19 protein-coding genes and 1 pseudogene are annotated in these 20543 nt (G+C 39.3%); 6 read left to right on the top strand and 14 right to left on the bottom strand.

What is annotated here, in order from left to right:
- Nucleotides 1–250: 250 nt before the first annotated feature.
- From SporoP32a_RS00335 to SporoP32a_RS00325, 3 genes and pseudogenes are all read right to left on the bottom strand, one after another.
- Nucleotides 251–1129, bottom strand: a complete 879-nt coding sequence (locus SporoP32a_RS00335) for an endonuclease domain-containing protein (protein ID WP_085426091.1) — start codon at nt 1127–1129, stop codon at nt 251–253.
- A gap of 74 nt (nt 1130–1203) precedes the next feature.
- Nucleotides 1204–2019, bottom strand: a pseudogene (locus SporoP32a_RS00330) (ribonucleotide reductase N-terminal alpha domain-containing protein); the annotation flags it as partial.
- A gap of 163 nt (nt 2020–2182) precedes the next feature.
- On the bottom strand, nt 2183–3016 hold the full coding sequence (locus SporoP32a_RS00325; RefSeq protein WP_085426089.1) for a lipoate--protein ligase family protein: 834 nt from the start codon (nt 3014–3016) through the stop codon (nt 2183–2185).
- A 181-nt stretch (nt 3017–3197) separates the two neighbouring features.
- On the opposite strand from SporoP32a_RS00325, the gene SporoP32a_RS00320 reads away from it, so the two are divergent.
- Both SporoP32a_RS00320 and SporoP32a_RS00315 read left to right on the top strand, forming a co-directional pair.
- Nucleotides 3198–3548, top strand: coding sequence for a rhodanese-like domain-containing protein (locus SporoP32a_RS00320; RefSeq protein ID WP_369823308.1), 351 nt, complete (start codon nt 3198–3200; stop codon nt 3546–3548).
- 60 nt (nt 3549–3608) lie between these two features.
- The gene (locus tag SporoP32a_RS00315) at nt 3609–4874 is read left to right on the top strand and encodes an ATP-binding protein (protein WP_085426087.1); all 1266 of its coding nucleotides are present in this window, start codon (nt 3609–3611) and stop codon (nt 4872–4874) included.
- Between the two features lie 195 nt (nt 4875–5069).
- On the opposite strand, the gene SporoP32a_RS00310 is transcribed toward SporoP32a_RS00315, so the two are convergent.
- Together SporoP32a_RS00310 and SporoP32a_RS00305 are read right to left on the bottom strand one after the other, a co-directional pair.
- Nucleotides 5070–5801 carry a hypothetical protein gene (locus tag SporoP32a_RS00310; RefSeq protein ID WP_198166193.1) on the bottom strand — a complete coding sequence of 244 codons (732 nt, stop codon included), beginning with the start codon at nt 5799–5801 and terminating at the stop codon, nt 5070–5072.
- Nucleotides 5791–6288: an RNA polymerase sigma factor gene (locus tag SporoP32a_RS00305; protein ID WP_085426085.1), complete on the bottom strand. Its 498-nt coding sequence runs from the start codon at nt 6286–6288 to the stop codon at nt 5791–5793. The genes SporoP32a_RS00310 and SporoP32a_RS00305 overlap by 11 nt, the downstream gene beginning before the upstream one ends.
- A gap of 541 nt (nt 6289–6829) precedes the next feature.
- On the opposite strand from SporoP32a_RS00305, the gene SporoP32a_RS00300 reads away from it, so the two are divergent.
- The 3 genes from SporoP32a_RS00300 to SporoP32a_RS00290 all read left to right on the top strand — a co-directional run bounded on the left by SporoP32a_RS00300 (nt 6830) and on the right by SporoP32a_RS00290 (nt 9308).
- Nucleotides 6830–7432: a recombinase family protein gene (locus tag SporoP32a_RS00300; RefSeq protein WP_085426084.1), complete on the top strand. Its 603-nt coding sequence runs from the start codon at nt 6830–6832 to the stop codon at nt 7430–7432.
- 654 nt (nt 7433–8086) lie between these two features.
- Entirely contained in the window at nt 8087–8701 is a 615-nt protein-coding gene (locus SporoP32a_RS00295; RefSeq protein WP_085426083.1) for a hypothetical protein, read from the top strand.
- Nucleotides 8702–8771: 70 nt separating this feature from the next.
- Complete coding sequence (locus tag SporoP32a_RS00290) at nt 8772–9308, top strand: SMI1/KNR4 family protein (RefSeq protein WP_085426082.1); 537 nt, start codon at nt 8772–8774, stop codon at nt 9306–9308.
- A 569-nt stretch (nt 9309–9877) separates the two neighbouring features.
- On the opposite strand, the gene SporoP32a_RS00285 is transcribed toward SporoP32a_RS00290, so the two are convergent.
- The 4 genes from SporoP32a_RS00285 to SporoP32a_RS16620 all read right to left on the bottom strand — a co-directional run bounded on the left by SporoP32a_RS00285 (nt 9878) and on the right by SporoP32a_RS16620 (nt 12475).
- A complete protein-coding gene (locus tag SporoP32a_RS00285) occupies nt 9878–10351 on the bottom strand; it encodes a MepB family protein (protein ID WP_420542302.1) in 474 nt (157 codons plus the stop codon).
- Between the two features lie 36 nt (nt 10352–10387).
- Nucleotides 10388–10858, bottom strand: coding sequence for a peptide-methionine (S)-S-oxide reductase (locus SporoP32a_RS00280; protein ID WP_085426080.1), 471 nt, complete (start codon nt 10856–10858; stop codon nt 10388–10390).
- 180 nt (nt 10859–11038) lie between these two features.
- Nucleotides 11039–12280 (bottom strand): metal-dependent hydrolase family protein, encoded by a 1242-nt coding sequence (locus SporoP32a_RS00275; protein WP_085426079.1) that lies wholly within the window; start codon nt 12278–12280, stop codon nt 11039–11041.
- A 30-nt stretch (nt 12281–12310) separates the two neighbouring features.
- The gene (locus SporoP32a_RS16620; protein WP_157129902.1) at nt 12311–12475 is read right to left on the bottom strand and encodes a hypothetical protein; all 165 of its coding nucleotides are present in this window, start codon (nt 12473–12475) and stop codon (nt 12311–12313) included.
- 223 nt (nt 12476–12698) lie between these two features.
- Here SporoP32a_RS16620 and SporoP32a_RS00270 point away from each other — a divergent pair, with 223 nt between their 5' ends.
- Nucleotides 12699–14762, top strand: coding sequence for a catalase (locus tag SporoP32a_RS00270; RefSeq protein WP_085426078.1), 2064 nt, complete (start codon nt 12699–12701; stop codon nt 14760–14762).
- A 70-nt stretch (nt 14763–14832) separates the two neighbouring features.
- On the opposite strand, the gene SporoP32a_RS00265 is transcribed toward SporoP32a_RS00270, so the two are convergent.
- The 5 genes from SporoP32a_RS00265 to SporoP32a_RS00245 all read right to left on the bottom strand — a co-directional run bounded on the left by SporoP32a_RS00265 (nt 14833) and on the right by SporoP32a_RS00245 (nt 20399).
- Nucleotides 14833–15597, bottom strand: a complete 765-nt coding sequence (locus tag SporoP32a_RS00265) for an SDR family NAD(P)-dependent oxidoreductase (protein ID WP_085426077.1) — start codon at nt 15595–15597, stop codon at nt 14833–14835.
- Entirely contained in the window at nt 15594–16544 is a 951-nt protein-coding gene (locus SporoP32a_RS00260) for a 3-hydroxyacyl-CoA dehydrogenase family protein (RefSeq protein WP_085426076.1), read from the bottom strand. Before SporoP32a_RS00260 ends, SporoP32a_RS00265 begins: the two co-directional genes overlap by 4 nt.
- Nucleotides 16545–16620: 76 nt before the next feature.
- Complete coding sequence (locus tag SporoP32a_RS00255; protein WP_085426075.1) at nt 16621–17937, bottom strand: GntP family permease; 1317 nt, start codon at nt 17935–17937, stop codon at nt 16621–16623.
- A gap of 41 nt (nt 17938–17978) precedes the next feature.
- The gene (hisD, locus tag SporoP32a_RS00250) at nt 17979–19259 is read right to left on the bottom strand and encodes a histidinol dehydrogenase (RefSeq protein WP_085426074.1); all 1281 of its coding nucleotides are present in this window, start codon (nt 19257–19259) and stop codon (nt 17979–17981) included.
- Nucleotides 19260–19412: 153 nt separating this feature from the next.
- The gene (locus SporoP32a_RS00245) at nt 19413–20399 is read right to left on the bottom strand and encodes a LacI family DNA-binding transcriptional regulator (RefSeq protein WP_085426073.1); all 987 of its coding nucleotides are present in this window, start codon (nt 20397–20399) and stop codon (nt 19413–19415) included.
- Between the last annotated feature and the right edge of the window lie 144 nt (nt 20400–20543).

Below are 20543 nucleotides of genomic sequence, written 5' to 3'. Positions count from 1 at the left end.
TTTGAGCCATTTCGTTACGTTGATGCGCTACATCAACTCTCTATGTCACCATAGAGTTCAGACCATATCTTACACCTTCCACAGATGTCCTCGCACTTGGAGTTCGCTTGAACCCTACTCTACTCGCTTCTGCTGTTCGCATGCTTTCGATGGTCGTTGAACCTTCCTCATAACTAACGTCTTAGAGGCTTGGCTGCTGATTGTCTTTAACCACTTGTTGTTTTCAAGCATTCACGCTCACCGTTTCCAGTCACGTTGTAGCCAACAAGTCATTTATGATGTCTTTCACCGTTTCAAAATTATTCAGAATGTCATCTTCCCAAAAACGTTTTATCTGATATCCGTTTCTTTTAACAATTTCATCTTTCAGCAAATCAATTTCAATTCTTTCTAATTGCCAGTTTGCCGGTTTTGGATAAAACTTGGGATTTGCATGCCAGTAGTCCCCATCACATTCTATAATCAAATTATAATCCTTTAAGAAAAAATCAAATTGTCTTTTATCTAGAATGAATGAATACTCATAGTTCACTTCAAGAGATATAAGAAAAGCTTCCATCACTTTTTCAATTTTTGTTTTTTGAAATGAATGGTTTGCTAACTGTTTTAAAGTACTAGCTCTGATTTTTTCAATTGTCTCTTCTGTATAAATGCCTATCTTTCCACTATTCCATGATGGAGTTCCATTTTTTTTACGAGTTTTTGCCGTTTTGGATATTATGTTTTCGAAATGCTTCCTTTTCTCTTCAGCAGTCATAGATTTATGCCAATTAATTATACTGTTTGATTTTAAGGTTTTTGCACATTTCGAGCCACATGTTTTTGTTTGTCTATTTGATGCTTCAAATTTCTTAAAGCATATATAGCATTTTAAAGGTAATCCTTTCCCACCACATGACCTACTGCAGTATCTTTTAGGAGTTCCCCTTCGTAATTGAACAAGTTTATCGCAAAGCTCATAAGAACATTTTAAATCATTCTCATCATAGAAGTGGATTAATAAGTATTCATTTAGATTTAGGTTATGATTTGATAAAAGGTGTGAAGTGAATCTTCCTTGCTTGTTATGCATGAATATGTGTCCACATATTCGACAATTCTGTTCAACTTTAGCATCATATATTTTCACTAGTAACACCCCTATAAATATTATTGGATGTTTAGCAATAAAGATATCCCAGCAATTCACGAGGTTTATTTATAGACGAGGCACTTCTCTTTACCACGTCTTGATCCGCCCTGCTCAACCAAATGAGTCAGCTTCGCAATATCATCAAGCCATGAAACCGAACCGGATGATTTACCGTTGACACCGCGCGCCAATGTGTTGCGTGGACGCAATGTCGAACCATTCGTTCCTACACCGCCACCACGACTCATGATCTCCATCACTTGCTTGCGGTGATCGGAAATTCCTTCGCGTGAATCGGGAACAAACGGCATAACGTAACAGTTGAAGAACGTAACATCCGTATCTGACCCTGCACCATACAGCACACGACCCGCCGGAATGAAGTTCATTGCGCTCAACTGATCATAAAACATGTTATACGACTCTGTGCGTCGATCTTCCGTTTTCTCAACAGAAGCAAGACCTGTCGCATTACGTTTCGCGATCTGCTCATAAAACACTTCAAGAGGTTTTTCAAGCACATCGAGTGGACGCGTAATAATTCCTTTAGATTGAGCGTCCATATCTTCGATGGATGAACGATACTCTTCCTCAATCCAAATATCCGCTTTGTTGTTCTCTAGGTCGAGCTTCGTAATATAGCCTAACCCTCGTGCCGGAAACTTCGGATCTTCTCTCACTGTCAGAACGACGAAATCGCCTTCTTTCAATGTCTTCTTTTCCATATCCTTAAATGAATATCGATCGATCATCACCAGACGTGATACCCCACTGTGAGTCAACTTCATATCATCTGTAATCGGGTGCACTTGAGGGAAATTTGCAATGTCCTCATTCAGTTGTTGTTTGTTCAAAGATGGTTCGCCTTGTTTCGACATCGTAACCATATAACATCCTCCTTCTACAGCATCAAACACAACATATAGTGTTTGTCTTATTAAATAATCTACTACATATTGAATAGTATATCAATCGACAGTTTTCATCAGAATTCTAAAATCGTTGATGTCATACCATTTTGCCCAAAAAAATAAAACCAAAGAACCAATTTTATTTTTTGTAATTCCAGTCATCGTTCGCATACTTTTCTTTCTCAATCTTGTGAACCAATGCAAGGTGTTCAGCGGTTAATTCCAGTGGTTCCAATGAAATATCAAGGGATTTTTCAAACCCTCTTGAAAAGGCCTCTTTGCATTCATTCACTGAAATGTCACGATCGGTCAAACGATCAATCGCAATCGCACGATCTGGTAACGTTCTGCGGACACGTTCTTTCAGTGCAGGAGATGAATAGGTGAAGATCGATGTCAATTTATCGACATCTAAACTCATCAAAATAGCCCCGTGTTGTAAAATGACACCTTTTTGACGTGTTTGTGCGCTGCCCGCCACTTTCTTTCCTTCGACGACCAACTCATACCAGCTTGGTGCATCAAAACACACACCACTTTTAGGACTGCGTAGCTGTTCTGTTACCTCTTTGTCAGGAATCGAAAACTCTGCCTGAAGTCCCAAGTTACGGAACCCTTCGAGCAATCCGCCCGATATGACACGATACGCTTCCGTTACGGTTTCGGGCATACCTTCATATTCTTCGCTGACAATGACACTGTATGTAAGTTCATGTTCATGCAGGACACCACGGCCCCCTGTAGGTCTGCGGACGAAACCGAGTCCTAATTCTTTTACTTTTTCCATATCGATATCTTTTTTTATCTGCTGGAAATAGCCAATCGATAATGTAGCAGGTTCCCATTCATAAAACCGCAGAACCGGACCGATCTCTCCGCGACTATGTAAGTCGAGAAGCGCTTCATCCAGTGCCATATTGAAGGATGGACTGCATTTTCCAGAGTCCACGTAATGCCATATGGATTTTGTCATATTCATTCTCCTTCGTATTCATACTTCACTTATAGTATAGGAATTCGTCAATGAAAAAAACAATAACGCCTTTCATTTTATCATTAGGATTGAACTGATGCTAGATAATCTTTATAATAGAGATATTGATGAAGGAGGAAGTTTGTTGAGTTATTTAAATTACTATGTTTTAGGGGCAGCTGTGCTCGCGGTCATCTTGTATTTTGTCATCACATACATACGGGTCGGAAAAGCATTGACTACTTTAACACAAGAAGAATTTATTCAAGGATATCGTAAAGCACAATTAATCGATGTGCGCGAACCGAAAGATTTTGACGCAGGACATATTTTAGGCGCTCGTAATATCCCATTCACACAGTTTTCACAGCGCTATAAAGAAATTCGTCCCGATAAGCCGGTTTATCTTTACGATCAAAACACAAGCCGTACGGGCCGTGCTGCATTGTTCCTTAAGAAAAAAGGATGCACGGAGATCTATCAACTTCGCGGTGGTTTCAAGCAATGGTCAGGAAAAATTAAAACAAAATAATCATCATGGATCCTCCTTTTTTAAGGGGGATCTACTTATTTATAAGGAGAGTGTTACGTAATGAAACCAGAATTTTTAGTTCCTCTTCACCCTACACAATACGAAAAACTGACACACTATCAATATTATGGTGTCGTCATTGAAGCCATACTCGACACACTTCAACAGCGTTCACCTGCAAACTGGCAAATCATCCAAGTCGATGAATTCGCTTCATACACTGAAACGATGTTGCCAGAGCTGATCCAACGCAAGCAATTGCCATTCGAGTCACTCAGTCACATATACCCGACGCTTCCGACTCAAAAAATCCAGCAAGACCCTGACGCCAATGCATTTTCGTTACAGAGTGCTGACACGATCGACAATCAGTTGATCTACTTTCCTGAACATGAAATCGCCATCGCCAACATCAGCTATTACGTGGCAACTGGCTCCACCTGGTCGGAACATACCGTATTCGCCCCATCCGCCACTCATGTAAAAGAATTCATCGAGTCACTCAATCAATTACAGCGGAACGCGATGAAGTCGAATATTACGTATTTGGTGGACACCGAAGAAGGTATGGAGAAAAAGACATATGCGGCAGGCACACAAATCGAACGTAGCGACGTCTTACTGGATGAAGATTTAAAAAATGATCTATTCCGTTCGATCGATGAATTCTTCCGAGATGGAGGCGCATTTTTTAAAGAATACGGTCTACCTTATAAGCGCGGAATATTATTATACGGCTCGCCTGGTAACGGTAAAACAACGCTCGTTCGCTCAATTACGGGAACAACCGACGCACCTGTCGTCTACTGGCAAATTACAGAATACACCGGCAGCCATTCAGTTCAGGAAGTATTTAATACCGTCGAACGTTTAGCGCCTGCCATTCTCGTGATTGAAGACATCGACTCGATGCCGGAACATATGAGAAGCACATTTTTGAACATCCTCGACGGCGTACATGTCCGTGACGGCCTGTTCATCATCGGCACGACCAATTATCCCGAACGTATCGACCCTGCACTCATCAATCGCGCAGGCCGCTTTGACAGCACGTATGAAATCAAATCTCCGACAGAAACAGTACGCAAGCAATACATTGAAAAGCTGGACCGCAAAAAAATCCTCTCCATTGCCCAAGTTGAGGAAATAGCAAAACAAACGAAAGGCCTTTCGGTATCGCAGCTGAACGAATTATATATGTCAATCGCGCTTACCTATCATTATGAAGCAACTATTCAATACGAAGAACGTATTCGCCAATTGCAAAAACAGCACAGACAAGCTACACGGCATGATTGGGAAACGGATTCGACAATTGGGTATTGAAACACATAAAACATGTCGCCTTTACTAGTAATCAGTTTAGTGACTAAAATCAAAAAGACACCGAATTCGCCTATGAATTCGGTGTCCTTGCTTTATCCCTTCATCAATCCCTTGAGAGCTTTTCAGCAGATTATTCAACAGTCATAAAAAACCAGTTTAGCACTGCTACTACACACCCTAAAAGATCTGATTGATTTAATGGAGTTTCAATGAAATAGAATCTGATTCTTGAGTTACGATAACATCTTGTTGTTCGGAGTTTCCGTCGGTATAGTTAACAACTACTTCGATTATTTTGTCGTCAGTTAGTATATTATTACCATCATGGGGAATAGCAAGTGTATATTCATATTTGTCTTGTTCATTATACTGAACGGTATACGTATTTCCGATTTCCTTTATCCCTTGGAATTTCCCAGAACCAGGCTCAGTAGTAATAAAATTTATCTTTTCCGCTTCTAACCATTCTGTATTTACATACTCCTTAGATGTAAATGTAACATCCTCCACAAACTTGCCTTCGCTTAACGTATACGTGATAGATTCAATCTGTTCCCCAGTTATTTTTAGTCTAACGTCTGTAAAAATCAAATTAGCTCCACCACCACTTATACTAATTAAACTACCATCCGTTCTATCTTCAGTTGATAATTTAAATGTAGCTTTTTCTGATGTGAGTTTTATGTTAAGTTGATTCCCATCATTACTAGATGCATAAGCGATAATCGTAAAATTGCCATTTTCATTAAAAAACGAAGTGCCTATTAGTATAGAGAGAAGGATTCCAAATGCACATGCTACCGAGATCCACCTTATATAATTCCCTGAACTCGATTTTTTCTTTACGATATTCTCTTTTATACGATCTTCCATGGCTTTTGACATTTCAATAGAAGAAACGGCATCTTTAATCTTCTCAAAATCCATATTCATTCTCCTTTCGATATCTTTCTCGAAGAAGCACTCTTCCCCGCTGTAATCGCTTTTTCACGGCTGACGTAGTAATGGTAAGGATTTTTGCTATTTCATCGACTTTATAACCTTCCACATAATGAAGTAATAAAACCACTTTATGTTTAGTTGGCAATCTCATTAAGTGGTCGAGTAGATCATGGTTTTGATTATTCTTGGAATTTAGTTGTAAATCATTGATATCTATATGCTTACGAATAATATTGTACCTTCTCATATTCTTACAGCGATTCGTGGCAATCGTTATCAACCAAGCCTTCTCATGTTCCGAATCATTAAAAGTTGGAGATTTCGTTACATACGTCATAAAAGTATCTTGCACGGCATCCTCTGCATCTTTCTCATTACATAAAATAACCAGGCAAATACTAAATAACATATTGCCATATGTATCAACCATTCGCTTTGCATCTCGTTCATCCGACCACTTTTGTCGCAACACCCCTCAACTCCCTTCACTACTAACACACTTGAACACACGAAATGGTGACATGTTTTTTCAAAAAAATATATTTCACTTAATATAATCTGCATTTAGACTAATGATTGAAAAAAATATATAGAATTGCACTCAGATTAGGAAAACGTCAACACAATAACCTAGATAAGTTATGTATATAGAAAGAAGCGCTTAGTTATAGAAAAACTAAGCATTTCTTTAGTATATCGGTGTTATATCGATGTTCAAGTATTCAACAATCTCTCCTCCCGATGTTTTTTTGCAGCTTCTAAGTATAAGTTTTGTAATAGTAAGTTCCAATGCTGTTCAGATTTACCATTGTTCTTAAATCCGCAAAATATACTTCAAAATCCTACCGTTCATAAAAGCACACTTTTACGAACACGTTGAAAGGAATAGCAAAACATAAAAATAAATGTCCGTAAAACTGTGAAAATAGTTTGTGAACGTTCTCTTTCTTGCATATACATTTACGAACGTATAAAGGTATAATAGTAGAAACTAACGTTCTAGGAGGTGCGAGTTGGAGAATCGAAAATTCGGATATGTTCGGGTAAGCTCAAAAGATCAAAATGAGAGTCGCCAAATGGAAGCAATTAAAAAGATTGGAATTAGCAACCGTGATATTTTCCTCGATAAACAATCAGGGAAGAACTTTCACCGAGAACAATATCAATTAATGAAACGGATGATAAGAAAAGGAGATATTCTTTATATTCATTCGCTGGATCGGTTTGGTCGTAGCAAGGATGATATTTTAAATGAGTGGCAAGAACTTACGAAAGAAATAGGGGCTGATATAGTGGTACTGGATATGCCTTTGTTAGACACCACAAAATATAAAGACAGTATTGGCAGCTTCATCTCGGATCTTATTCTTCAAGTTCTCTCTTGGCTTGCGGAAGACGAACGAGATAGAATACGAACACGTCAACGTGAAGGTATTGATTCAGCCCTTTTCAATGGAGTTAAATTCGGACGACCATCAATTGAAATAACAGATGAATTCATTCAATCCTATAATAAATGGCAGGACGGGGAAATTACAGCAGTAAAAGCGATGGAGGAAGCAGATATGAAGAAAACGTCATTTTATAAGATGGTGAAAGTGTATCAAGGTCTATAATCCAATATCACCAATATATACATTTCATCTATAAACATATGGTCCTAATATCTGACTCGATGATAACTTTAATTCTGCTGGTTTCAATTTTCGGATCATAACTTAAAAGAAAAGACCTTGGGCTTTGCCCAAACCCAGCAGGGAAATGATTCCCCTGCACCCCCAATAATCGAACTCCCCACCCCCTCAATCCTTAAGGGGTACGTCCCTTCGGCAGGCGCAAAAAAACGGAGTTTGTTTGAAGCAACAGGCTTCGGGTTTAGCAAAAAAATAAAAAGAAGACATTCCCCAAAATATCTAATTATCAGGAATTACTTATGTTATATTATTATATGTTGATTAATTGAAAAAAAGGGAGGATAGAACATTATTGGTTAATTATTTTTAGTATCAATTTTAATTTTATTTTCATTCTCTTTTTTAAATGTTAATGCTCAAGCAACAGGAAATGAACAATTTATAGTCTATGACCCTGAGATAGAAACAATAACTGAAACAACCTATCTGGAAATTGACGGTAATAATTCAAAAGAATCTTTTGATAATGTTAAAGAAACAGTTCAAGAATCTTATGAAACAACCAATGAAGATGAATTAACTTACTTCGAAACTGACGCATTACCAGAATCTGAAACTAAACAAGAGATTGTTCCAATGGCTACTAACCTTAATCACGTAGGAATAACTACAACACACACTTATAACAGTAATACCGGCACTATCAATTTAAAATCCACTATAACAAGTATTGTTGGTACTAAGCCTAGTATTATAAAGACAGGATATCACTTATATCACAGTAAAACTTTAGAAGGTACTTATACCAAAGTTGGTGGATCAGGTTACGATATTGAATGGACTGGTGCTAATATATATGTTGGAAAAACACATTCTAAGGATTATAAAGTGCTAGCTACTAATTTTAGAATGGCTAAAGCGACATCTACTGCTGGTTGGACAGGACTTGGAGTAAAAACATCTTCCGATTCCTCCAAACCTGTATTAGCAAATAAAAAAGCTAAAATATATCCATCGGTAAAAATACTCATAACGGTAAAACTATGGCTCGTCCAACAAAAGCCAATATGCCAGTCGTTCCTAAAGAGAACAGAGTTCCTTGGGATAGTAGTGTTCAGAGAGGAATATATATTGCACATTACATTGGTACTTACGGGAATCCTCCATGGAAGTGGGTGGATTACGATATCCATCATGTCATCCCTAGAGAATATGGTGGATCAAATGCAAACTCTAATTTATTTCCACTAATAAGAAACGTACATCAAAAAGTTTTAAATCCGTGGTGGAGTGCTTACTAAATATTTATGGGGGTGATAATTTGCACTTTATTACTAAATCTTTAGATACACTAAAGAACCGATTAGGTACAAATGGAGAAATCTTAATTTACGGAGAAAAAGGTAATTATTACGAAGGAATATGCTCATTTAATTTATCTGCAGAAGATAATGAAATATTGTACTTAGAAAAAGAAAATGGTGTAAAATTTCCAGAAGACTATAGAATGCTCTTAAATTATAGTAATGGAATAAAATTATTCCAAATGGTAATAGATAACATAAATATCGGTGGTGGGCTTGAGCTTTTTTCTTTGAATGAAATTCAAGAAAACGCAGGAAATGTCCAACATCCATACTTACCAATAGGATACCTATCTGAAAATTATCTATCTATCAATATGGAGAGTGTTAAAAACAATCAACCTAACTATTTGTACCTCTGTAGTTTTTTAGAATCTATACCTCTAAATTTAAATTTGGAACTTTTTGTAGATAGATATATTATTTCACAAGGTTCTAATTTTTGGGATTGGCCAATATATACAGCTAATAATTTCTATAAGTTCGATGAATAATTTATATCATTTAAGACTGCCTCCAGTGAAAATGGAGAAAGTCTTATTTTTTATTACTAACCTTTGATGCGTTTTTCTGCAACGATTGCAAATTCATTCCCAAAATTCAAAAGCTATGACACCTACAATAGATAAAAAAGTCTCCCTTTCAAAATAAAAGAGAGACTTTTCGTGAATCTAACATAGTTATATTATGTTACATTTGAATAAATTTTCATAGAAAGTGAATGGTGAAGGCTAAGCAAGAACGATAGAGAGAAAATACGGGGGGGATGGCTGTAACTTTCACCTGGATTGTTGAATAGCCCTATACAAAGCAACTAATAGTCCATTTGTTAAAAAATAAAGCTCAACTTAAATTACCAATAGTATAGCATAATAAATCCTATATTCTGTTCATACGACAAAATGGCATTGTTAATTCCAATGCCATTTGATGTTTTAATTCGGTATTAAATTTATTGTTATTTTACCTTGTAAGCCACTCAACTGGATGATTTACACACACTAGAACAACCTACTTGTACTGCAAATCAAGTAAAATACTTATATAAGTCGCGTAATTTTGATTACACAAAACCATACAACGCCAACACCTGTCTACTTTGTAAAGGATCCGCAATACTCATATCCACAAAATAAGGCAACTGCCACTTCTGTGTGTTCAACGCTTGCTTGCTTGTCGGCTGATCCCAGGCAGGATAGACGCGTAAAGCCATTTTCCCTTTTATAGAAGGTGACGCTAAAATATTCTGTTCCAGAAGGAGTTCTCTAGGGAAAACAAATTGACCGAACTGCCGATCATCTTTAAAAGTCGTAATGACCACAAAGTCTGGCGTCTCTTCATATGAATACGGCTGATTTCGATTCTGTTTATCTTTTTGCCAGAACGCCACAAACTGACCAATTTTCGTAGGTGTGACGTTCGCCACCCTAAATCGAATAGTTTTTGTCGCCAACTGAAACGTTCCGGCACCGTACTTCACATTTTGCATTTCTTCTTGGACACAATAAATGGGTAAGTTAAGAGGTTCATACATCATTCTATTTACATGAGCTAATGCCGTAGTAAACTCCATCTACTTGTACCTATTTAATACATTCTCTGGAATATGACAATAATCTTCTGGATAATGATCCAACCGATCTTGATGTTCGTCTGCACTCTTTATATAATTTGTTAAAGGTTCCACTTCCACCACGATACGATCGACATCGTGTCTCGCTTGAATAAATGCATTCGCTTCACGTAAATGTTCGGATTGTTCGCTATAAATGCCCGTCCTATACTTTTCGCCGACATCCTGCCCTTGTTTGTTCAAACTATATGGATCAATAATTTCAAATACATACTCCATTAATCTATCAACCGTCAAAACTACAGGATTAAACTCCACTTTCACACATTCAGCATAACCATCATACTCGCCGTCAAGCGTTTGACTCGATCCATTCGCTCGACCCGCTTCTGTTAGTAGAACACCAGGCAAGGTTTTGATAAAAGCTTGCACTCCCCATAAACAACCACCTGCAACATATACAACTTCCATAAGAATTTCCCCTTTACAATCAATTCACCATAGTACACGCATGTTCTTATGTCTACTATCATATAAGTCGTTGTTTTGTTCAAGTGGATAGACAACACTCTGTATAAATTCAAAAACACAAAAAGACCGTTTATCTCAAAAACAGTCTTTTTGTGTTCATCATTTAGAACTTATCAACGATCACCGTATATCCTTTTCTACCTTGCCATCTTTAATAACTACTTGAATCGTGTCATTATTAGCTAATGAATAAATATCTTCCAAAGGATTTCCTTTCACAACAAGTACATCCGCAAGTTTTCCAGTCTCCAATGTACCGACTCGATCTTCCCACCCTAAACATTCCGCAGCTGTTTTTGTAGAAGCGATGATCGATTCCATAGGCGACATACCCGCATCAACCATTAAACCTAGTTCACGAAGGTTTGTACCATGCTTGAACACGCCAGCATCTGTACCCATCGCGATTTTAACGCCCGCATTATATGCTTTTGTGAAACTTGCGACGTGTTGATCAATCACTTCTTTAGATTTCTGCACAGCCGTTTCAGGCATCCCTGTTTCATGCGCCGTTTCTAAAACTGCAACTGGCGCTAATAATGTCGGGACGAGGAACGTACCGTTTTCAAGCATTAATTCAATCGCTTCATCATCAATGAAAATTCCGTGCTCAATCGAATGAACACCGGCGCGCACCGCGTTTTTAATTCCTTCTGCACCTTGCGCATGTGCCATTACTTTGATTCCTTTTCTAAAGTGACCTTCTTCCACCATCACTTTAAGTTCTTCCAATGAAAACTGAGTGAATTCCGGATGGTCAGTAGCACTCAAAACACCACCTGTAGCATGTACTTTAATGACTTCTGCGCCAGCACGCAACATTTCGCGTGTTTTCTTACGTACTTCTTCCACACCATCGCATAAACCATTCGGCATGCCCGGATAGTTCGAAGGCATAATATCTATTACATTTCCTGAAACGGTATAGCCATCGCCATGTCCACCTGTAATAGTCAATGCATTGATACTCAATTGCATTCTCGGACCTGAAATGAATCCATCTTCTATCGCCTTTTTGACTCCGGCATCGGCTCCAAGTGCGTCACGAACAGACGTAATGCCCGCATGTAATGTAGTTTTCAAATATTCCGCAGCTTGGTAATACATGAACGAAAATGGTGTAGCCAAACGTTCCGCCACAGGACTAAATTGCATCATCATATGTACATGTGTATCGATGAAGCCTGGTAAAATCGTTCCACCTTGTGCATCTATAATCGTTTCATCTCCGGTAGCTTGATACTCGGATTTCTTTCCTATGAATTCGATTTTTTGACCAGTAATCACTACGATTTGATTAACTTTACTTTCCGAACCTGTTCCATCAATTACTAATCCGTTTTCTATTATAATCTTTTGCATATTTTCCCCTCCACTTTATATAGTTCGAACTTAGATATCTGCAATGAAAGCGAAAGTGATCATGACCGTACTAAATGCCCCCATCAACCTAGACGCCAAGAGTTCATCTGTAATAATGTTTGCTTCTCTTTCATCTCTAGTGAAACGTATGTATCTTCTGATTACGATATCCAATATATCATGTAGCAGATCCATATGGAAATAATATTCAGTTAAATCGCCAAGTTCTTTATATTTTTATACATGTAATAATCATAAAACCTCTTATACTATCTAACGTGCAAGCATGCAGAAGCTTAGAAAGCTTTAAAAATTGCTCTATCAATAGTCTTTGTGCTATTTTGCTAAAATACTACATACACTAGTAAAGATTTATATGTATAACGCAGTTTACATTAGTAATGGAGGAGATTTTTTGATGGATGAATCAACTAACAAAAATATGGACCCTAAACAAAATCAAAAAATGAAACAGTTAGATGAATTTAAAGTAGATAACAAAGACAAAAAGTTTACGACGAACCAAGGAGTGAAAGTATCCAATGATGAAGAATCATTAAAAGCCGGTGTACGCGGACCTACTTTAATGGAAGGCATTCATTTAAAAGAGAAACTCATGCACTTTGACCGCGAACGAATTCCTGAACGCGTTGTCCATGCGAGAGGCTATGCAGCGCACGGCGAATTTGAGTTATATGAATCGATGAAAGATTATACGACAGCAGGTTTTCTTCAAGAACCCGGAAAGAAGACTCCTGTTTTCACACGTTTTTCTAATGTTGCGGGTAATTTAGGTTCTGTCGATACAGCAAGAGATGTTCGAGGTTTCGCGGTAAAGTTTTACACAGAAGAAGGTAACTATGATTTAGTAGGAAATAACCTACCTGTATTTTTCATTCAGGACAGTATGAAGTTCCCTGATCTCGTTCATGCGGTTAAACCTGAACCTGATACGGATATGCCACAAGCCGCTTCAGCGCATGATACGTTTTGGGATTTCGTAGCAAACAATCAGGAGTCCGCCCATATGGTCATGTGGCAAATGTCCGATCGCACCATTCCGAGAAGTTGGCGGATGATGGAGGGCTTTGGCGTTCATACTTTCCGATTCGTTAATAGTGAAGGAAAAGCCACATTCGTAAAATTCCATTGGAAACCGATACTAGGTGTTCATTCATTAGTATGGGACGAAGCGCAGAAGATCGCAGGGAAAAATGCAGACTTCCAACGTAAAGACCTGTGGGACTGTATTGACAATGGCTATTTTGCAGAATATGAATTCGGCGTGCAGATGATTGCTGAAGAAGATGAATTTATGTTTAATTTCGATATACTCGATGCGACCAAAATTTGGCCCGAAGAGATTGTGCCTGTTAAGATTATCGGAAAAATGACATTAAATCAAAACGTCACAAACGTCTTTGCCGAAACCGAACAAGCCGCCTTCCACCCAGGTAATATTGTTCCTGGAATAGATTTCACCAACGATCCCCTCTTGCAAGGAAGGCTACTATCTTATTTAGATACCCAACTCTACCGACTAGGCGGACCGAACTTCGCTGAAATTCCGATTAACCGCGCAGTATGTCCGTTCCATAATAACCAGCGTAATGGGTTCAATCGCCAGCGGATTGATGTTGGCAAAGTAAGCTATCATAAAAATTCACTCGCTAATAACACGCCTTCCACTTCGACAGCCAAAGAAGGCGGTCTTGAACATTACGCTGAGAAAGTAGAAGGCCGCGTCATTCAAGCACGGAGTGAATCATTCAAAGATCACTTTTCACAAGCTCGAATGTTCTGGAACAGTATGTCGCCTCCCGAAAAGCAGCATATTATTAACGCGTTTAGCTTCGAAGTAGGAAAAGTGAATAGTATAAGTGTTCGACAACAAGTGGTGGATATGTTCTCAAACGTTGATCGGGAAATGGCTACTGCAATAGCGAATAATGTAGGGGTCAACAAGCCGACGGGCGAGCAAGTGGATGTGACCGCATCCTCCCCTGCGCTGAGCCAGGAAAATACTGCTCGCTATCCATACAGCATGAAAGTTGGCATTTTAATCGGCGACGGTTTTGACGATGATGAAGTGAAATCCACAATTGAACACTTAGCGAAGTATGGTGTGTGGACGTATACGATTGGTGAAAAACTGGGTACGGTAAGAGGTAAGAATGGACTAGAGGTTCAAGTCAATGAAACATTTTCAACCACGGCTCCGGTGCTATTCGATTCTCTGTATGTTGTAGGTGGAAACGCAGCAAATCAAGCGAAATTCAATTCGGATAGCGTCTATTATATTAATGAAGCATTCATGCATTATAAGCCGATCAGTGTAGCGAAAACCGGAAACTCTTTATTCGCAGCATCTAACGCGAAAAAAGGACCAGGCATTGTGCTTGCTAAAAATACTGCTGCATTTAACGACGAGTATATACTCGCAATTACCCAACAACGCTTTTGGGATCGAGATATTTACTGATTATATCCAGCAAAAAGCGTCACTCGGTTCCTCGCGAGTGACGCTTTTTTATATTACAATGATGCACTCATTAAATAGCTGTCCATCCACCGTCAACTTTAATCGTTTCACCTGTAACAAAACCGGCCATATCAGAAGCCAAATATAGAACCGCCCCTGAAATATCTTTCGGTTTCGCCAAACCATTTAATAGTATACGTTTCTCTACATCAGATTTAAAATCTACATCCTCAAACATCTTCTCTGTTAACTCAGTTTCAATGAACGTAGGAGCTACTGCATTGACCGTCACACCATGCTCCGCCCACTCTACCGCTAGCGCTTTCGTCAATTGAACAAGTCCACCTTTGCTGGCACAATACGCTGCACGTTTATAATAACCTACGAATGCCATTTGTGAAGCGATATTAATGATCTTGCCACTGTTTTGCTTCAGCATATGACGTGCGGCTGCCTGACTGCTAAAGAACACCGACTTCAAATTCAAATCAAGTACGGTATCCCAATCTGCTTCAGTCACTTCCATTGCAAGCTTCGCAATATTTACTCCCGCGTTATTCACTAACACGTCAATCGTTCCAAACTCCGTCACGACAGTCTCGATCAGTTGTTGAATTACAGATAAGTTGCTTAAATCTCCCGGTATCCCCATACATCTTGGATTCAACTCCTGCAGCTCTAATACTGCTTTTTGAAGAACTTCTTCATCACGTCCAGTAACGATGACATTCGCTTTAAGCTCCGCAAATGTACGCGCGATATCTTTTCCTATCCCTTTGCTTCCACCGGTAACAATTATCGTCTTGCCCGCAAGTTCAGTGAAATAGCTGCTCATTTTTCTACCTCCTCATCCAACTTCTTATCATTCTTCAAGAATTCGATCAACATGCGTTCTCGTTCTTTATTGATCTTTTGCGAAGTCTTTTCATCCCAGTCGTAAAATCCACGTCCGCTTTTATCCCCTAAATGACCCGCATCCACGAGACTAGTCACCGCTTCTCCCGACTGCTCAGCTACACTCAAGTCACTAAACAAATAATTCGAGATGGCCGAAAACACATCCAGTCCGCCCATATCCGCTGTCATTAGAGGTCCGGTAACAGGCAAACGACGTCCGATGCTATAGGTAACTGCAGCATCTATGTCTTCTTTAGACGCTGCCCCAATGTCCAACAAATACTGCGCTTCTCTAAACAATGCGTATTGAAGGCGATTGCCTATAAAGCCCGTGATTTCTTTTTTTACAAGTACCGGCTTCTTATTCATCGACCTGAGTAACTCCATTGCCGACTCTACCGTTTCGTCATCTGTATACTCTCCCTTTACAACTTCTACAAGCGGGATCAAATGTGCAGGATTCCAGAAATGAGTGACGATGAATCGATTCGGATACTTCATTTCTGTAGCTAGTTCACTAGGTTTAAATCCCGATGTGTTGCTAGCAATAATGCTTGTCTTACTGACGAGTTGCTCTAGCTTTTTATACAATACCCGTTTTAATTCAATTTGTTCAGGAATTACTTCAAAAATGAAACTGGAATCAACAACTGCCTCTTCTAAGGAAGTTGTGAATTCAATGGCTTTCTGTATTTCTTTTATCTTAATTACATCTAGAAGACCGTTTTCCATCATAGTATCCAATTTACTTTGTAATCCAGCCCGTGCTTTATCCAGATCCTTTTCGCTCATTCCAACCAGTCTAACAGGAATACCTGACCAAGCAGCCGCCAATCCTATAGAGTGGCCCATTGTACCGCAGCCTATAATCGTTATAGTATTCATTTCATTCACTCCTTTTCATTGCCTGGGAAATTAAGAGACCCAACAAACCAAGTTACGGCTCGTTGGGTTCATGTTCTTATAGTCCGATTGAGAATAGAATCACTGCAACCGCAGCACCAAGTATTGGTACAACAACTGACAACGCTCCAAATGCTGGGTACGCGTCTTTATGTGTTTCACCTGCAATGGATCGGATAGTCGTTACAACATATCCACCTTGAGGAAGTGAATCAAGTGACCCTGAAGATATGGAAACTGTACGATGCAAGGCTTCCGGATCGACGCCTAAATCTAAATAATGTGGTGCTAGTAGTGGCAAGGCGATAGCTTGTCCACCAGATGATGAACCAGTCAGTCCGGCAATAACCGCTACTGCCAATGCTCCACCGATCAGTGGGCTACCTGGTATATCCGTCATCACGTTGACCGCCGCTTCAAAAGCCGGTGTCGCCTTTACTACACCACCAAAACCAACAACTGCTGCAGTGTTTGCGATTGCAATCACTGCACCCATTGCCCCTTCTCCAACCGCATGTCCAAAGTTCTGGAAGTATTTTTTATTCAGCAAGAATGTTGCCAATATACCACCACTTAAAGAGATGATCAGTGCGGATGTTCCGAGTGATTTGTGTAAAAGTAAAGTGAGTCCAAGTACAACAACCAACGGAATCATGCTAAGAATTGGATTAGGAAGATCTCTTTTCATATCTACTTCTTTATCTGTTTTTCTTGAGATGAATTTCTCGCCATTGGCAACGGCTTTTGAAATCATTCGTTTCAACCACCAATAGCCAAATAAGAACATAAAGACGGCTACGAAAATACTAACTTCCCATCCAGCATATGGAGTCGTCCCAAGAAACTCAATTGGAATCCAGTTTTGGATTTCAGGAGATCCCGCAGATGTCATCGTAAATGTCGTAGAACCGAATGCCAGTGCCGCAGGAATGAATCTTCTTGGCAAGTCAGCTTGTTTGAAAAGACTGAGCGCCATCGGATATACCGAGAATGCAACAACAAACAAACTTACCCCGCCATACGTTAACACTGCACAAGCTATAACCACGGCCAATGCCGCCCTCTTCATACCGATTTTACTGACAATCCATTTTGAAATACTATCAGCACCACCACTGTCTTCCATGACTTTACCGAATATTGCACCTGTCAAGAACATCAAATACCAAGAGGCGATGAATCCTGTAAATCCGCCCATATAGTTCGTTAAGAAGTTAACCGCGCCTTCTTCTACTAACTGTGGGAACAGCGGGATTCCATTCAAAATCGCGATAAACAGCGCTGTAATTGGCGCCGCAATAAGAAGGTTCATCCCTTTCATTGTCAAAAAGATCAAGATCGCAAGTCCCCCAAAAAGGCCGATCATCCCTAACATAGTCATTCCTCCTAATTACCTTGCTACCTTAAAAGTTCTCTTTAGTTTTTTCCGTAACGATCTACTCGAAGTTGAGCTTGTCTTGCATGTCCTTCAAAGTTTTCCAATAGACAAAGTCTTGCTGCGTATTCGCCGATATAGGCTGAAGCTTCAGGTGTTGTGATCTTCTGATAAGTAACTGTTTTGATGAATTTACCAACCCATAATCCACCTGTATAACGAGCTGCCCCTTTAGTCGGTAATGTATGATTTGTTCCAATTACTTTATCCCCGTACGCTACGTTCGTCTCTGGTCCCAAGAACAAGCAACCGTAGTTAGTCATATTCTCAAGGAAGTAATCTGGGTTCTCCGTTAAAATCTCTACGTGTTCAAATGCCAAGCGATCCGCTTCTACACGAGCTTCTTCAATGGAATCCACGACCAATATTTGACCATAGTCTTCCCACGATACGCTTGCAACGTCTGCTGTCGGAAGCGTTTCCAATTGACGCGCAATTTCTTTAATAGTTTCATGTGCCAGCTCTTCAGAAGTCGTAATCAATGCGCCAGGAGACGTTGGTCCGTGTTCACCTTGTCCTAGAAGATCAATCGCTATCATTTCTGCATCTGCTGTGTGGTCTGCTACAACTAATGTCTCAGTTGGACCTGCAAAGAGGTCTATTCCTACACGACCGTATAATTGACGCTTCGCTTCTGCAACGAACGCATTACCAGGTCCGACAATCATATCAACAGATTCAATTGTTTCTGTCCCGATCGCCATTGCACCCATCGCTTGAATGCCGCCCAACAAGTAAATTTCGTCTGCTCCTGCTAAATACATAGCCGCTATCGTCGCTTTTGGAATTTCACCATTAATCGGTGGTGTACATGCGATCACTCGTTTCACTCCTGCAACCTTCGCAGTCAATACGCTCATATGCGCAGACGCAACCATCGGGTAACGGCCGCCAGGGATATAACAGCCTACACTGTTTACAGGAATATTTTTATGCCCCAAAATAACTCCTGGAATATTTTCCACTTCTACATCATGCAATGAAGCCAGTTGTGCTTCTGCAAACGCTTTAATATTAGTTTGTGCAAACTTAATGTCTTCAATGACGCTATCAGGCACTTGTGCCACGATATCTTTAATTTCTGATTCGCTCAATCTGAATGATTCAGGGCTCCACTTATCGAACTTCTCAGATAATTCACGAACTGCTTGGTCACCACGAGTTTCTACATCTTTCAAAGCTCCTGCAACAATTTCGGATACCTTTGTGTCGTTTGCTACTACTTCTTCTTGAGATTTACCTGCTTTAATCACTTTTACCATGAGTACGCCTCCTATTTTTTAACCGCTTACATTATTCTTTGGACATTTTACTGATCTATATTTCTAAAACTTGTAAGAGTACTTACTATTGCATACGTATGCAAGAGACTCTATATGAAAATACTAGTCCAACAATTCATTAAAGTCAAGCAATTATGTGGTTTTTCTTTCAACTAATTTTCCATCCACTTCTATTGTGCGGACTAATCCTGTATAGGACTGGACTTCATCCATCAGATAAGTCACTGTTTTCTCGATCATTTCTTCTATTGGCTGTTCCCATGTAGTTAATTCATATGCAGGCCAAGAAGTCATCGCGATATTATCAAATCCAATAACCCTAGTGTGTTCTGGTATAAGAACTTTATACTTGCGAAAGGCATCCAGCAGTCCAAGTGCCATAATATCATTTGCAACAAAAATTGCAGAAGGTAACTGATTTTCTTCTAAAATGGACATTGCCGTATTATATCCACCTTCGTAAGTGTAATCTGAATTATACGTACGGAGTGGGATATTTTGTTGATCGAGTATTTCACAAAAGCCTTTTTTTCGTTCAATACTTGTCGACGTATCTTCATTACCTGTCACCAACGCTAATTCAGTTGATCCAGTAGCTAATAAAAATTGTGCGATAGAGCGACCTGCTTGTAAATTATTGCAACTTATTGAATGATAGACGTTATTACGTGGCTTTCTATTAAAGAATACTATGGGAATATGACTTTGCTTGAACTCTTCCCCCACTTCTTGGGACATCGTAGCATCCGTCACGATTACGCCCGCTACATTGTAGTTGAGTAATGTTTCCACGTCTTCATCTTGGATTTCATCATTATTTGTTGAAACAAATAAGATACTGTATCCCTGCTGTTTAAAGATGGAGCTGAATCGTTTCAACACATGCGCATAAAATGGATTTTGCACATTTTTCATTACCAACCCAATAATTTTAGATTGGTTCGTAATTAGACTTCTCGCGTATACGTTAGGACGGTAACCAAGCTCGGCTGCCGCCTCCAGAACCCGTTTCCTAGTTTTATCCGAAACAGAAGCACCTTCAAAATAAACTCTTGAAACTGATGACTGTGAAACGCCAGCTAGCTTAGCAACGTCCATCGCAGTTACTGTATTTCGCATTTTTATCCATTCCCCCTGGTACTAGTTTTTAATTTACTGTATATGTATGACGGCTTTTTGTTTACTATATAAACAGCATGTCTGAAGTTTATATCTTAATTTTAATTATATCAGAAAAGCTCATGTGAATTGACTACTAGTATG

The sequence above is a fragment of the Sporosarcina ureae genome (genome assembly GCF_002109325.1).
GTDB lineage: Bacteria > Bacillota > Bacilli > Bacillales_A > Planococcaceae > Sporosarcina > Sporosarcina ureae_C.
This window is presented reverse-complemented; position numbering and strand designations above follow the sequence as displayed.

Excerpts from the sequence above, each read along its gene's own strand:
- SporoP32a_RS00315 (WP_085426087.1), top strand. The coding sequence starts at position 3,609 with ATGAAACCAGAATTTTTAGTTCCTCTTCACCCTACACAATACGAAAAA.
- SporoP32a_RS00270 (WP_085426078.1), top strand. The coding sequence starts at position 12,699 with ATGGATGAATCAACTAACAAAAATATGGACCCTAAACAAAATCAAAAA.
- hisD (WP_085426074.1), bottom strand. The coding sequence starts at position 19,259 with ATGGTAAAAGTGATTAAAGCAGGTAAATCTCAAGAAGAAGTAGTAGCA.
- SporoP32a_RS00295 (WP_085426083.1), top strand. The coding sequence starts at position 8,087 with ATGGCTACTAACCTTAATCACGTAGGAATAACTACAACACACACTTAT.
- SporoP32a_RS00285 (WP_420542302.1), bottom strand. The coding sequence starts at position 10,351 with ATGATGTATGAACCTCTTAACTTACCCATTTATTGTGTCCAAGAAGAA.
- SporoP32a_RS00255 (WP_085426075.1), bottom strand. The coding sequence starts at position 17,937 with ATGTTAGGGATGATCGGCCTTTTTGGGGGACTTGCGATCTTGATCTTT.
- SporoP32a_RS00260 (WP_085426076.1), bottom strand. The coding sequence starts at position 16,544 with ATGAATACTATAACGATTATAGGCTGCGGTACAATGGGCCACTCTATA.
- SporoP32a_RS00265 (WP_085426077.1), bottom strand. The coding sequence starts at position 15,597 with ATGAGCAGCTATTTCACTGAACTTGCGGGCAAGACGATAATTGTTACC.
- SporoP32a_RS00280 (WP_085426080.1), bottom strand. The coding sequence starts at position 10,858 with ATGGAAGTTGTATATGTTGCAGGTGGTTGTTTATGGGGAGTGCAAGCT.
- SporoP32a_RS00310 (WP_198166193.1), bottom strand. The coding sequence starts at position 5,801 with ATGGATTTTGAGAAGATTAAAGATGCCGTTTCTTCTATTGAAATGTCA.
- SporoP32a_RS00245 (WP_085426073.1), bottom strand. The coding sequence starts at position 20,399 with ATGCGAAATACAGTAACTGCGATGGACGTTGCTAAGCTAGCTGGCGTT.
- SporoP32a_RS00275 (WP_085426079.1), bottom strand. The coding sequence starts at position 12,280 with ATGCAAAAGATTATAATAGAAAACGGATTAGTAATTGATGGAACAGGT.
- SporoP32a_RS00325 (WP_085426089.1), bottom strand. The coding sequence starts at position 3,016 with ATGACAAAATCCATATGGCATTACGTGGACTCTGGAAAATGCAGTCCA.
- SporoP32a_RS16620 (WP_157129902.1), bottom strand. The coding sequence starts at position 12,475 with ATGGATCTGCTACATGATATATTGGATATCGTAATCAGAAGATACATA.